11 protein-coding genes and 1 tRNA gene are annotated in these 14,102 nt (G+C 52.2%); 8 read left to right on the top strand and 4 right to left on the bottom strand.

Annotation, left to right across the window (positions count from 1 at the left end):
* Window positions 1-65: 65 nt before the first annotated feature.
* Window positions 66-596 carry a flavodoxin FldA gene (gene fldA / locus B3511_RS05205; RefSeq protein ID WP_040076552.1) on the top strand — a complete coding sequence of 177 codons (531 nt, stop codon included), beginning with the start codon at window positions 66-68 and terminating at the stop codon, window positions 594-596.
* A gap of 291 nt (window positions 597-887) precedes the next feature.
* Window positions 888-1,334: a ferric iron uptake transcriptional regulator gene (fur, locus tag B3511_RS05200; RefSeq protein ID WP_040076553.1), complete on the top strand. Its 447-nt coding sequence runs from the start codon at window positions 888-890 to the stop codon at window positions 1,332-1,334.
* A 110-nt stretch (window positions 1,335-1,444) separates the two neighbouring features.
* Here fur and chiQ read toward each other — a convergent pair whose 3' ends face one another.
* From chiQ to nagE, 4 genes are all read right to left on the bottom strand, one after another.
* Window positions 1,445-1,783 (bottom strand): ChiQ/YbfN family lipoprotein, encoded by a 339-nt coding sequence (chiQ, locus tag B3511_RS05195; protein WP_414671876.1) that lies wholly within the window; start codon window positions 1,781-1,783, stop codon window positions 1,445-1,447.
* 32 nt (window positions 1,784-1,815) lie between these two features.
* Entirely contained in the window at window positions 1,816-3,216 is a 1,401-nt protein-coding gene (chiP, locus tag B3511_RS05190) for a chitoporin ChiP (protein ID WP_040076554.1), read from the bottom strand.
* Between the two features lie 441 nt (window positions 3,217-3,657).
* On the bottom strand, window positions 3,658-5,325 hold the full coding sequence (gene glnS / locus B3511_RS05185) for a glutamine--tRNA ligase (RefSeq protein ID WP_286777680.1): 1,668 nt from the start codon (window positions 5,323-5,325) through the stop codon (window positions 3,658-3,660).
* 169 nt (window positions 5,326-5,494) lie between these two features.
* Window positions 5,495-7,513 carry an N-acetylglucosamine-specific PTS transporter subunit IIBC gene (gene nagE, locus B3511_RS05180; RefSeq protein WP_286777679.1) on the bottom strand — a complete coding sequence of 673 codons (2,019 nt, stop codon included), beginning with the start codon at window positions 7,511-7,513 and terminating at the stop codon, window positions 5,495-5,497.
* A 326-nt stretch (window positions 7,514-7,839) separates the two neighbouring features.
* Between nagE and nagB the strand changes: the two genes are divergently transcribed.
* The 6 genes from nagB (at window position 7,840) to B3511_RS05150 (ending at window position 14,100) form a co-directional block, all read left to right on the top strand.
* On the top strand, window positions 7,840-8,640 hold the full coding sequence (nagB, locus tag B3511_RS05175; protein WP_046884281.1) for a glucosamine-6-phosphate deaminase: 801 nt from the start codon (window positions 7,840-7,842) through the stop codon (window positions 8,638-8,640).
* A gap of 56 nt (window positions 8,641-8,696) precedes the next feature.
* Window positions 8,697-9,845 (top strand): N-acetylglucosamine-6-phosphate deacetylase, encoded by a 1,149-nt coding sequence (gene nagA, locus B3511_RS05170; RefSeq protein ID WP_286777678.1) that lies wholly within the window; start codon window positions 8,697-8,699, stop codon window positions 9,843-9,845.
* A gap of 8 nt (window positions 9,846-9,853) precedes the next feature.
* Complete coding sequence (gene nagC, locus B3511_RS05165; RefSeq protein ID WP_040076559.1) at window positions 9,854-11,074, top strand: DNA-binding transcriptional regulator NagC; 1,221 nt, start codon at window positions 9,854-9,856, stop codon at window positions 11,072-11,074.
* Window positions 11,075-11,119: 45 nt separating this feature from the next.
* On the top strand, window positions 11,120-11,872 hold the full coding sequence (gene nagD, locus B3511_RS05160; RefSeq protein ID WP_040076560.1) for a ribonucleotide monophosphatase NagD: 753 nt from the start codon (window positions 11,120-11,122) through the stop codon (window positions 11,870-11,872).
* A gap of 250 nt (window positions 11,873-12,122) precedes the next feature.
* On the top strand, window positions 12,123-13,787 hold the full coding sequence (gene asnB / locus B3511_RS05155; RefSeq protein WP_286777677.1) for an asparagine synthase B: 1,665 nt from the start codon (window positions 12,123-12,125) through the stop codon (window positions 13,785-13,787).
* A 236-nt stretch (window positions 13,788-14,023) separates the two neighbouring features.
* Window positions 14,024-14,100: transfer RNA gene (locus B3511_RS05150), tRNA-Met, on the top strand.
* Window positions 14,101-14,102 lie beyond the last annotated feature (2 nt).

The raw sequence follows: 14,102 nt of genomic DNA, 5'->3' as shown, positions 1-14,102 counted from the left end.
GATTGCCCTTATCCGTGGACAATTTGCGCCACCATACTATTAAGTTTCAAGAGGTTATTTTACTCATGGCTATCATCGGCATTTTTTTCGGCAGCGACACCGGTAACACGGAAAACATCGCAAAAAACATTCAAAAACAGTTGGGTAAAGACGTTGCCGATGTTCATGACATAGCTAAAAGCAGCAAAGAAGATCTGGAAGGCTACGATATTCTGCTGCTGGGCATCCCGACCTGGTACTACGGCGAAGCGCAGTGTGACTGGGATGACTTCTTCCCGTCCCTCGAAGAGGTAGACTTCACCGGTAAGCTGGTTGCCCTCTTCGGCTGTGGCGACCAGGAAGACTACGCAGAGTACTTCTGTGATGCCCTGGGTACGATTCGCGACATCATCGAACCACGCGGCGCCGTGATCGTGGGCCACTGGCCAACGGCGGGCTATCACTTCGAAGCCTCTAAAGGTCTGGCGGATGATAATAACTTTGTGGGCCTGGCCATCGATGAAGATCGTCAGCCAGAGCTGACCGCAGAGCGCGTTGATAAATGGGTTAAGCAGATTCGTGATGAGCTGCAGCTCGACGCCATTATCAATGCCTGATTGCAATACAGCGCAGCGATGGCGCTGCGCTGTATTGATAGGTAATATCAATCAAAATAATTGCTACAAATTTTTAACTTTTGCTTTCATACCTGTACAATGATCCAGGTCAAACGGGGTAGCTTGATAACAACTTTGTTGGCAGCACCACGTTTTTATAAGCATACTTTGCTTGAGGCTTGCAGTTTTCATTTAAGCATGGCAGTTCTATAATGAGACGCATTATCTCAACTGCATTTTCTGTCACTTCTCTGTTTGAAGTGAATCGTTTAGCAACAGGACAGATTCCGCATGACTGACAACAATACCGCATTAAAGAAGGCCGGGCTGAAAGTCACGCTTCCTCGTCTTAAAATTTTGGAAGTACTTCAGGAACCGGTAAACCATCATGTCAGTGCGGAAGACTTATATAAACGTCTTATCGACATGGGCGAAGAGATTGGTCTGGCTACCGTTTATCGTGTTCTGAACCAGTTTGATGACGCCGGCATTGTAACCCGTCACAATTTCGAAGGCGGCAAGTCTGTTTTCGAACTGACTCAGCAGCACCATCACGATCACCTGATTTGCCTGGATTGCGGCAAAGTGATCGAATTCAGTGATGATTCCATCGAATTACGTCAGCGCGAAATCGCCGCTCGTCATGGCATTCGTCTGACCAACCACAGCCTCTACCTGTATGGTCACTGTGCTGAAGGCGATTGCCGCGAAGACGATCACGCGCACGACGCCCGTTAATCACTTCTCGTACTCTGAGCCAACCTGACGGTTGGCTTTTTTTTGCCCATCAGAAGGCAAAAAAAACCGGTGCCGCAGATGAATGCGCCACCGGACATGATAACAACCACTTACTGTGCGTTGTTGTTACGTATTTCCTGCCAGATTTTATCGCAGCGTTTTGCCACTTCCTGATCGTTACCTGTTTTACGCGCCTGAATACAAGCCTGATAATCCATTACGCGAACGTTCTCCTGCGTGGCAAACTGTTCATGTGCTTTCTCTTTCTTTAGCACGTTCAGCACGTTCAGCACGCTCTGGCAGGCCTCCAGTTTTTCCGGGGAGCCTTGCGCCGTATTAATACAGGCGCTGTAAGCCTCTTTCAGGCGTGAATCCTCTTTCTGTGCCGGAGAGTGGGCGCAAGCCGCCAGCCCCGAGGCCAGCACGGCCACAAGAACCATTTTTCTCAACATACTCTATGCTCCTGTCTGCGGGTTGCGCATCAGAAAATGGTGAACGGTGCGATAACCATAAACTTCACGTCACGCTCATCCTGGAAGATGTTGCCATAGCCACCAGCGTAGCTCGGAATGTCGGAGTGGTTGTCGTACTGGGTGAAGTGCAGCTTAAACATGGTTCCTTTCGCACGCCCATCCTGCAGGGTATAAATCGCATCCAGACTGTAAGCAGACTCTTTCAGACGGTAGTTAGGATCGTAATAGGCGTCTGGGGTCGCCATATCGCCCGGTTTTGCATCCCAGGCGTAAGCATAAGATGCCCCCACCGCCCAGCCTGGCAGGTTCCAGTTTTTCAGATCATACATAGCGCCGAAGAAGATTGCTTTTTCGCCATCGGCGTTGAAGTCAGAGCGGTTATCCCACCATACGTCCAGTCGACCATTAGAGGAGGCGTAGGTTGGCGTCATACGTTGCAGGAAGTAACCCTGCTGCCCGTCGGCCTTCACATAGGTCCCTTCGAGGCGTAAATCCACCTGCCCTACTTTGTAGCCGAAGGTGAGCGCCTGCAGCCATGCGGTGCCATCATAAATATCGTTAACGCTGCCGTCGCTGACTTTATCGCGCGTACCGTAGAACTGATAAGTAGTGGTCAGTGGGCCGCCGATAACATCCAGCTTGTAGCTGGCTTTGGCGAAGTACTGATCGATATAGCCTTCCGCCTGGCCAAATGCCGCTTCCAGCACCAGGTTGTTTTTGAAGTCATATTTCGCGCCGAAGGAGTGGAGATAATCCACTTTGGTGGTTTTATCATTTTGATAAAACTTATCCATTTCGATGTGCCACGGCGATTTATATTCGTTCGTCCACATGTAAGAGAAGCTCAACGCACCGGCATCACCGTAATCAAAGTTGGCTCCGGCCTCGGCACCCTGATAGGTACCGGGCATAAAACTCCAGTGCGGGGCTAATAGTGTCTGACCGGTCGGCTGAATATAACCGCCACGCGCCCAGACCGGGCCATATTTAAATTTCGCCGCGGCTTTATAGAGGCTGATCCCACTCTTATCGCCGGACCAGTCTTCAGAATAGGCTTTATTACTTTTTGAGAAGGCAATTTCGTTTGGATGGGCGCTGTCGCCATTCTCTGCCATTTCAATAGCGGTGAACGCCGCAATATCCAGACCAAACATATCGGCCGCATAACCCGACTGGAAATCGAGATTGGCGTTCCAGGTCGAATGAGAAAGGTTGGTTTTATATTTATCCGCATCGGTAACATCTTTACGGTCGCGCTCGCGCTGCCAGTAATAGATGCCGCCCGTCAGAGTAGAGTCATCGATAAAACCGGCGGCCTGCACCTGAGGGGCGACCACAAAACCTGACATGGCTGTGATACCGGCGATAGCCAGCGACAGCGCACTACGTTTGCCATTAAACGTACGCATAATGTATTCCTCATTGACGATTTAAAAACGCCTTAAGCGGCGTAAAAATAAAAAAGACCTGCGGTCACGGTGGCTGGAAATATCCCCGAAATTGCCACCGCCTTTAGACTATTTTTCGCGACGCGAATTATCAATGCTTTTCAGAGAGGAAAATGCAGGATTATGACGAAGTGCACATAATCAGTAGTGTTTTGAAACATTCAACAGAAGCCAGATATTTTCATAATAAATTCAAGTAAAAATCGATAGTTAAGAATAATTATTATCTTTAATCTTTCTAACAGTACATTTTTTAGGGAATGAGTAAGTTTATTTTATAAAAAAAGTAGCAGCTCATTGACCATTAATTTCGCGAGGGGTTAAAGCGGCTAATTAATAAAATCCTGATCGATAAGCAAAAAAAAACGCCGCAAAAGCGGCGTTTGTTTGTGGTTGACCTGATCACTCGCCGATTTTGGCCCAGGTATCACGCAGCCCCACGGTACGGTTAAAGACCAAATGGTCTGCCGTTGCGTAGCGGCTGTCGAGACAAAAGTAACCTTCACGCTCGAACTGGTAGGCTTTGCCAGCTTCAGCATTCGCCAGAGAAGGCTCCGCATAACCCTGTCTGATGACCAGCGATTCCGGGTTGATGGTTGCCAGGAAGTCATCCGCAGCGCCTGGGTTAGGTACGCTGAACAGACGGTCATAAAGGCGAATTTCTACCGGTAGCGCATGGGCAGCGCTCACCCAGTGGATAACACCCTTCACTTTACGGCCATCGGCAGGATCCTTGCTCAGGGTCTCTGAATCGTAGCTGCAGTAAATGGTGGTAATGGTACCCTTTTCGTCTTTCTCAACGCGTTCTGCTTTGATTACGTAGGCGTTACGCAGGCGCACTTCTTTACCCAGCACCAGGCGTTTGTACTGCTTGTTCGCTTCTTCACGGAAATCTGCACGATCGATCCAGATCTCACCGCTGAACGGCACATCACGGCTGCCCATCTCAGGTTTGTTTGGATGGTTAGGCATGGTGACCTGCTCGCTCTCACCCTGCGGGTAGTTTTCGATCACCAGCTTCACGGGATCGATAACGGCCATTGCGCGCGGTGCGTTGTCGTTAAGATCTTCACGAATACAGGACTCCAGAGAGGCCATCTCAATGGTGTTGTCCTGCTTAGTTACCCCAATGCGTTTACAGAATTCGCGAATAGAAGCCGCGGTATAACCACGACGACGCAGACCGGAAATGGTCGGCATACGTGGGTCATCCCAGCCTTCAACATGCTTGTCGGTAACCAGCAGGTTCAGTTTACGCTTGGACATCACGGTGTATTCCAGATTCAGACGAGAAAACTCGTACTGACGCGGATGCACAGGGATGGTGATGTTATCCAGCACCCAGTCATACAGACGACGGTTGTCCTGGAACTCCAGCGTACACAGGGAATGCGTAATGCCTTCCAGCGCATCGCTGATGCAGTGGGTGAAGTCGTACATCGGGTAGATGCACCACTTGTTCCCGGTCTGGTGGTGTTCCGCGAACTTAATGCGGTACAGCACCGGGTCACGCATGACGATAAACGGCGAGGCCATATCGATTTTGGCACGCAGACAGGCTTTACCCTCTTCGAAGCCACCGGCGCGCATTTTTTCAAACAGGGCCAGGTTCTCTTCCACGCTACGATCGCGGAACGGGCTGTTTTTACCCGGAGCGGTCAGGGAGCCACGGTATTCGCGGATTTCGTCAGCAGAGAGTTCGTCAACGTAGGCGAGGCCTTTATTGATCAGCTCAACCGCGTAGGCGTAAAGCTGATCAAAATAGTTAGAGGAGTAGCAGATGTCGCCAGACCAGTTGAAGCCCAACCATTGTACGTCGTTCTTAATGGACTCTACGTACTCGATATCTTCTTTCGCCGGGTTGGTGTCATCGAAACGCAGATTGCATTGACCCTGATAGTCTTGCGCGATGCCAAAGTTCAGGCAGATAGATTTCGCATGACCAATATGCAGGTAGCCGTTTGGCTCCGGCGGGAAACGGGTGTGAACAGTGGTGTGCTTACCAGTAGCCAGATCTTCATCAATGATCTGACGAATAAAGTTACTCGGGCGGGCTTCAGCCTCACTCATCGTGGATTCCTCAAAGCGTAAACGACATATAACGGCGTATGATCTTATAAGCTGGTCGCAGTGACAACCTCTAAAAACGCCCTGGATGTAAATAATGGGGGCGAGTGCTGCAAAAAAAAGCGGCGGGGATATCCCCGCCGCTCAGGCATCAACGCTAACTCAGGAGCACTTACTTGCCTTTAATTTCATACAGTGGGGTTTGACCGGCAACCACCTGACCCTGCGCCTGAATAACCAGACCGCTGAAGTCGTCGATGTTGCTACAAACCACCGGGCTGATCATCGAGCGTGCGTTGGCGTTCAGGAAATCCAGATCCATTTCCAGAATCGGCTGGCCTGCAACCACTTCAGCCCCCTCTTCTACCAGGCGAGTGAAGCCCTGGCCGCCCAGCGCAACGGTATCAATACCCATGTGGACAACGATTTCCGCGCCTTTGTCGGTTTCGAGGCAGAACGCGTGGTTGGTATTAAAGATTTTCACCACGGTACCGGCTGCTGGAGAAACCACGGTTTTTTCCGTGGGTTTCACGGCAACGCCGTCGCCTACCGCTTTGCTGGCAAAGGCTTCGTCAGGCACCTGCTCCAGCGCTACCACTTCGCCGGTAACCGGAGAGACCAGCGCCGCGATGGTGACGGCGTTAGGTACAGCCTGCGGTTTTGCAACCGGTGCGGCTGTTGGCGCCGGCGCGGTTTCTGCCGCTGCTACCGGGCCAGTGGTTTTCATCGCGTTAGCAATTTTCTCAGCTACAAAGCCAACGATAATCTGCACGCTGGTTTTGTTCAGGCGAATAACGCCAGAGGCACCCAGACGTTTTGCCAGCGCTTCATTCACCAGCGAGGAGTCTTTCACGTTCAGGCGCAGACGGGTGATGCAGGCATCAATACCGGTCAGGTTGTCAGAACCGCCGACTGCGGCGATGTACTGACGCGCCAGACCTGTAACGTCCTGGTCTTTATCTGCGCTAACATTCACATCTTCACCATCTGCTTCGCTACCGGCAACGGCCAGCTCACGGCCCGGCGTCATCAGATTAAATTTGGTGATAGTGAAACGGAACACCACGTAGTAGATAGCGAAGAACACCAGACCCTGCAGGATCAGCATGTACCAGTGAACCGCCAGCGGGTTACGGGAGGAGAGCACCATATCCACCAGACCGGCACTGAAACCGAACCCTGCAATCCACTGCATGCTGGCAGCGATAAAGACAGAGATACCGGTCAGCACCGCGTGGATCACATACAGTACCGGTGCTACGAACATGAAGGAGAACTCCAGCGGCTCGGTGATACCGGTGAAGAAGGCTGCGAACGCCCCCGCCATCATGATACCCAGCACTTTTGCTTTGTTCTCTGGACGCGCGCAATGGTAGATAGCCAGCGCCGCACCCGGCAGGCCGAACATCATAATCGGGAAGAAGCCCGCCTGATAACGACCGGTGATACCCACGACCGCTTTACCGGCTTCGATGGACTGTGCGCCGCCGAGGAAGTTAGGAATATCGTTAATGCCTGCCACGTCAAACCAGAACACGGAGTTCAGAGCGTGGTGCAGCCCCACCGGGATCAGCAGACGGTTGAAGAACGCATAGACGCCCGCACCGACGGAACCCAGCTTCTGGATATGTTCACCAAAGTTCACCAGACCATCAAAGATCACCGGCCAGATGTACATCATGATGAAGGCAACCACGATCATCACGAAGGAGGTCAGGATCGGTACCAGACGACGGCCGCTGAAGAAGGAGAGCGCTTTCGGCAGCTCTACGCCGCTGAAGCGGTTGTACAGCTCAGCAGAGATGATACCCACCAGAATACCCACGAACTGGTTGCTGATCTTACCGAACGCCGCCGGAACCTGTTCCGCCGGGATTTTCTGAATCATTGCAACCGCAGCAGGCGAGCAGAGCGTGGTCAGCACCAGGAAGCCCACAAAACCGGTTAGTGCCGCAGCACCGTCTTTATCTTTGGACATGCCGTACGCCACGCCAATGGCGAACAGAACGGACATATTATCGATAATGGCAGAACCGGATTTAATGAAGAACGCCGCTACCGCGCTGTCTCCACCCCAACCCACCGGGTCAATCCAGTAACCGACACCCATTAATATCGCTGCGGCTGGCAGCGTGGCGACCGGTACCATTAAGGCACGGCCAACCTTTTGTAAATAACCTAGAATACTCACTTTCTTCCCCCTATGAGACCCCGTTAAGGCGCGTTCTCAGCTGTGTTTTTATTGTGTCACTAACTTATAAATACAGTTGATGATTCACTGGCTGATTGAGTGTGTGAAAAATTAATTCGTATCGCAAATTAAACGCGTACTTTTTGTGATTTTTGTCACCAAATATCGTTAATTACCCCTCCCTGCACTGGCAAACAGCGAAAACTTATTTTATGATTCAAAAAATCAAGACGAATTGACCCCTCACGGCAAGAACCAGGTTAGGCTTAGATCGTGCCCAGGCGCTCAATCCGCCAACTTTTTATTTTCAAACTCAGAGGTGAATAATGAGACTGATCCCCCTGGCTACAGCAGAACAGGTCGGTAAATGGGCTGCACGCCACATCGTAAACCGTATCAACGCGTTCAAACCTACCGCCGATCGTCCTTTTGTACTCGGTCTGCCGACCGGAGGCACGCCTCTTACTGCGTATAAAGCTCTGGTTGAGATGCACAAAGCGGGCCAGGTCAGCTTCAAGCATGTGGTGACCTTCAACATGGATGAATACGTTGGCCTGCCGAAGGAGCATCCGGAAAGCTACCATAGCTTTATGCACCGTAATTTCTTTGACCACGTTGATATCCCGGCTGAAAACATCAACCTGCTGGATGGCAACGCGCCTGATATTGACGCAGAGTGCCGCCAATACGAAGAAAAAATCCGTGCTTACGGTAAAATTCACCTGTTTATGGGTGGCGTGGGCAACGATGGCCATATCGCGTTTAACGAGCCCGCCTCTTCCCTGGCCTCACGCACCCGTATTAAAACCCTGACCCATGACACCCGCGTGGCAAACTCCCGTTTCTTTGACGGCGACGTTAATCAGGTACCAAAATACGCCCTGACCGTTGGCGTGGGTACGCTGCTGGATGCAGAAGAGGTAATGATTCTGGTGCTGGGCAACGTGAAAGCGCAGGCGCTGCAGGCGGCCGTTGAAGGCAACGTTAACCATATGTGGACCATCAGCTGTCTGCAGCTGCATCCGAAGGCCGTTGTGGTGTGTGATGAGCCATCTACGATGGAACTGAAAGTCAAAACGCTGAAATACTTCAACGAGTTAGAAGCAGAAAACATCAAAGGTCTGTAATATAGCCCCGCCTCTTTCATTTGGGGCGGGCAGTTTTTTAAACACCGGGGGTCGTTATGTACGCTTTAACCCACGGTCGGATTTATACCGGCCATGAAATTCTGGATGACCATGCGATTGTTGTCGCAAATGGCCTGATTGAACGTATCTGCCCGCTGAGCGAACTGCCAGCGGACATCGAGCAACGCGCGCTGAATGGTGCCATCATCTCCCCCGGTTTTATCGACGTGCAGCTTAACGGCTGCGGCGGCGTGCAGTTTAACGACACGGCTGAAGCGGTCACGGTGGAAACGCTGGAGATCATGCAGAAAGCGAATGAGAAATCCGGCTGCACCAGCTATTTACCGACGCTGATTACCACCAGCGATGAGCTGATGAAACAGGGTATTGCGGTCATGCGCGACTACCTGAGCCAACACCCGAATCAGGCTCTGGGTCTGCATCTTGAAGGGCCGTGGCTCAATATCGTTAAAAAAGGCACCCATAACCCGGACTACGTACGTAAACCGGATAACGAACTGGTGGATTACCTGTGCGCTAACGCCGACGTGATTACTAAAGTGACCCTGGCACCTGAAATGGCCGGGCCTGAGGTCATCAGCAAATTGTCTGCCGCGGATATCGTGGTCTCTGCGGGCCACTCCAACGCTACCCTCAAAGAAGCCAAAATCGGTTTCCGCGCGGGCATTACTTTTGCGACGCATCTCTATAACGCAATGCCCTATATTACCGGGCGTGAACCAGGGCTGGTTGGTGCGATTTTCGATGAGCCAGACGTTTATTGCGGCATCATCGCGGATGGTCTGCACGTAGATTATGCCAATATCCGCAATGCCAAACGCATCAAAGGCGACAAGCTCTGTCTGGTTACAGATGCGACCGCGCCCGCAGGTGCAAATATTGAGCAGTTCATTTTTGCTGGTAAAACAATATACTACCGGAATGGACTGTGCGTGGATGAGAACGGCACCCTCAGCGGCTCTGCGCTGACGATGATCGAAGGTGTCCGCAATCTGGTTGAACACTGTGGTATTGCGCTGGATGAAGTCCTGCGTATGGCAACGCTCTACCCGGCGCGCGCGATGGGTGTCGCGACCAGGCTGGGCAGCATTGCGCCAGGCATGGTGGCAAACCTGACCGCATTCACGCACGATTTTAAAATCATCAAGACCATCGTTAACGGTAACGAGGTCGTCACTGAGTAAGTAAAAGTATGACATCAGGCGGACAAGCTCAAATTGGTAATGTTGATCTCGTAAAACAGCTGAACAGTGCGGCGGTTTACCGCCTGATTGACCAGCATGGGCCCATCTCCCGAATTCAGATCGCGGAACAGAGCCAGCTTGCCCCCGCCAGCGTCACGAAAATTACCCGCCAGTTGATTGAGCGCGGCCTGATCAAAGAAGTGGATCAGCAGGCCTCCACCGGAGGCCGTCGCGCCATCTCGATCATTACCGAAACCCGTCATTTCCATGCCATCGGGGTGCGTCTGGGTCGCCACGACACTACGCTGACCCTGTATGACATGAGCAGTAAAGCCGTTGCCGAAGAGCACTATCCCCTACCAGAACGGACTCAGGAGACGCTGGAACACGCCCTGCTGAATACCATCGCCCTCTTTATTGAGACCCACCAGCGTAAAATTCGCGAACTGATTGCCATCTCCGTGATTCTGCCCGGCCTTGTCGACCCGGAAAGCGGCGTGATTCGCTACATGCCTCATATTCAGGTTGAAAACTGGGGACTGGTTAAGGCGCTGGAAAAACGTTTTAACGTCACCTGCTTTGTCGGCCACGATATTCGCAGCCTGGCGCTGGCTGAGCACTACTTTGGTGCGAGTCAGGATTGTGAAGACTCAATACTGGTGCGTGTTCACCGTGGAACGGGCGCCGGGATCATCTCGAATGGCCGCATTTTTATCGGCCGTAATGGCAACGTGGGCGAAATTGGCCATATTCAGGTAGAGCCGCTGGGTGAACGCTGTCACTGCGGCAACTTTGGCTGCCTGGAAACCATCGCCGCCAATGCCGCTATAGAACAGAGGGTGCGCCACCTGCTCGAGCAGGGCTACCAGAGCCGCCTGACCCTGGAAGAGTGTAAAATTGGCGCGATCTGCAAAGCCGCCAACAAAGGCGATGCGCTGGCCTGTGAAGTGATTGAGCAGGTTGGACGCCACCTGGGTAAGACCATCGCCATCGCCATTAACCTGTTCAACCCGCAGAAAGTGGTGATTGCCGGTGAGATCACTGAAGCCGAAAAGGTGCTGTTACCGGCCGTTGAAGGCTGCATTAATACCCAGGCGTTAAAAGCATTTCGCCAGAACCTGCCGGTAGTGCGCTCGACGCTGGATCACCGCTCTGCCATTGGTGCCTTTGCGCTGGTGAAACGCGCCATGCTTAACGGGATCCTGCTGCAACGTTTGCTGGAAAGCTAACGGGGTTTTATAGTGACGCCTTCTTTTTCAGATGTCGGACAGTCCATGACCATTAAGAATGTAATTTGTGATATCGACGGCGTGCTGATGCACGACAACGTTGCCGTGCCGGGCGCAGCGGAATTTCTTAACGCCATCATGGAAAAAGGGATGCCGCTGGTACTGCTGACCAATTTTCCTTCGCAGACCGGGCAAGATCTGGCGAACCGTTTTGCCACCGCCGGCGTAGATGTGCCAGAGAGCGTGTTTTATACCTCTGCCATGGCCACCGCCGATTTCCTGAAGCGTCAGGAGGGTAAGAAAGCCTATGTGGTGGGCGAAGGTGCGCTAATTCATGAACTCTATAAAGCCGGCTTCACTATTACTGATGTGAATCCGGATTTTGTCATCGTGGGTGAAACCCGCTCCTATAACTGGGAGATGATGCACAAAGCCGCTTATTTCGTGGCAAACGGCGCTCGCTTCATCGCCACCAATCCCGATACCCACGGTCGCGGTTTCTACCCGGCTTGCGGCGCACTCTGCGCGGGCATTGAGAAAATTTCGGGCCGCACGCCATTCTATGTGGGCAAACCCAGCCCCTGGATTATTCGCGCGGCGCTCAACAAGATGCAGGCCCATTCCGAAGATACGGTGATTGTGGGCGATAACCTGCGTACCGATATTCTCGCCGGCTTCCAGGCGGGTCTGGAGACCATCCTTGTTCTCTCAGGCGTTTCGACACTCGACGATATTGACTCCATGCCGTTCCGCCCGAGCTGGATTTACCCCTCGGTCGCCGAAATCGATGTTCTGTAAGCTGAAACCACGTCCTGCGACGTGGTTTTTTCATTTTATTGCCAGCAAAAAGTTATCACATCTAATAAAAACCCCTCTTCACTAACAATTCATCAAAGAATAAGGTTAAGACATACGCATTTTTCAACATTCAGCAATGACCATTGCGTTATTTTCGTTTTAGCCGGCAAAACCCTTGCCGCCTCTCACCTTTTGCGGCATTTTCATAAGCAAGCAACATCACACTGCAACAGGGTTAACGGAGAAGGTTATGTGTTCAATTTTTGGCGTACTGGATATCAAAACTGACGCGGGCGAGCTGCGTAAAAAAGCACTGGAACTCTCTCGTCTGATGCGCCATCGCGGCCCGGACTGGTCCGGTGTCTATGCCAGCGACAAGGCCATCCTGGCCCATGAACGTCTGTCGATTGTCGACGTCAACGCGGGCGCCCAGCCGCTGTATAACGAGAAAAAAACCCACGCGCTGGCCGTTAACGGTGAAATCTACAACCATCAGGCGCTGCGTGCTGAGTACAGCGACCATTACACCTTCCAGACCGGCTCTGACTGCGAAGTCATTCTGGCGCTGTATCAGGAGAAAGGACCTGAATTCCTCGACGACCTGCAGGGGATGTTTGCCTTTGCCCTGTACGACAACGAAAAAGATGCGTACCTGATTGGCCGTGACCACCTCGGTATTATCCCGCTGTACATGGGGCACGATGAGCACGGCAACTTCTATGTCGCCTCTGAAATGAAAGCCCTGGTACCGGTTTGCCGCACCATTAAAGAGTTCCCGGCGGGCAGCTACCTGTGGAGCCAGGACGGTGAGATCCGCCCGTACTACCAACGCGACTGGTTTGATTACGACGCCGTTAAAGACAACGTTACCGACAAAGCCGAGCTGCGTCAGGCGCTGGAAGAGTCCGTAAAAAGCCATCTGATGTCAGACGTGCCTTATGGCGTACTGCTCTCCGGCGGGCTGGACTCCTCGGTGATCTCCGCGATCACCAAGAAATTTGCCGCGCGTCGTGTAGAAGATCAGGAACGTTCAGAGGCCTGGTGGCCGCAACTGCACTCCTTCGCCGTGGGTCTGGAAGGGGCGCCGGATCTGAAAGCCGCCCAGGAAGTGGCAAACCATCTTGGCACCGTACACCATGAAATTCATTTCACCGTGCAGGAAGGTCTGGATGCGATCCGCGATGTGATCTACCACATTGAAACCTACGATGTGACCACCATCCGCGCCTCCACGCCGATGTACTTGATGTCGCGTAAGATCAAAGCGATGGGCATCAAAATGGTGCTCTCTGGCGAGGGTTCTGACGAAGTCTTTGGTGGTTACCTCTACTTCCATAAAGCGCCAAACGCCAAAGAGTTGCATGAAGAGACCGTGCGTAAACTTCAGGCGCTGCATATGTTTGACTGCGCGCGAGCCAACAAAGCGATGTCGGCCTGGGGCGTGGAAGCGCGCGTGCCGTTCCTTGATAAAAAGTTCCTCGATGTGGCAATGCGCATCAACCCGCAGGACAAGATGTGCGGCAACGGCAAAATGGAAAAACATATCCTGCGTGAATGTTTTGAATCCTATCTGCCGGCGAGCGTGGCATGGCGTCAGAAAGAGCAGTTCTCTGATGGCGTAGGTTACAGCTGGATCGACACCCTGAAAGAGGTGGCGGCAAAACAGATTTCCGATCAACAACTGGAGACCGCCAGCTTCCGTTTCCCGTACAACACGCCAGGCTCGAAAGAGGCGTATCTGTATCGTGAAATCTTTGAAGAGCTCTTCCCTGTGCCAAGCGCTGCAGAGTGCGTACCGGGTGGTCCATCCGTGGCGTGTTCCTCTGCGAAAGCCATTGAATGGGACGAATCGTTCAAATCCATGAACGATCCGTCAGGGCGTGCGGTAGGCGTTCACCAGTCTGCTTATCAATAATTTGAGCGACCGATCTGAACGATCGAAAAAGGCCCTCCGGGGCCTTTTTTTTATTCTGAACCAAAGGCTGTAAAATCGATTAATAACCAATAATTGCCGAATATTCGGCCACGCTGTTCGCAACCTAACCAAACAGTCACATTCCGGCCATTTTCGTTGAAAAAGGTGTTGACGCTGCAAGGGTCTATACGCATAATGCGCCCCGCAACGCCGATAAGGTAACGCGAAAAAAAGATGGCTACGTAGCTCAGTTGGTTAGAGCACATCACTCATAATGATGGGGTCACAGGTTCGAATCCCGTCGTAGCCACCATC

Source organism: Leclercia sp. UBA1284 (assembly GCF_002308415.1).
GTDB lineage: Bacteria > Pseudomonadota > Gammaproteobacteria > Enterobacterales > Enterobacteriaceae > Enterobacter > Enterobacter pneumoniae.
This window is presented reverse-complemented; position numbering and strand designations above follow the sequence as displayed.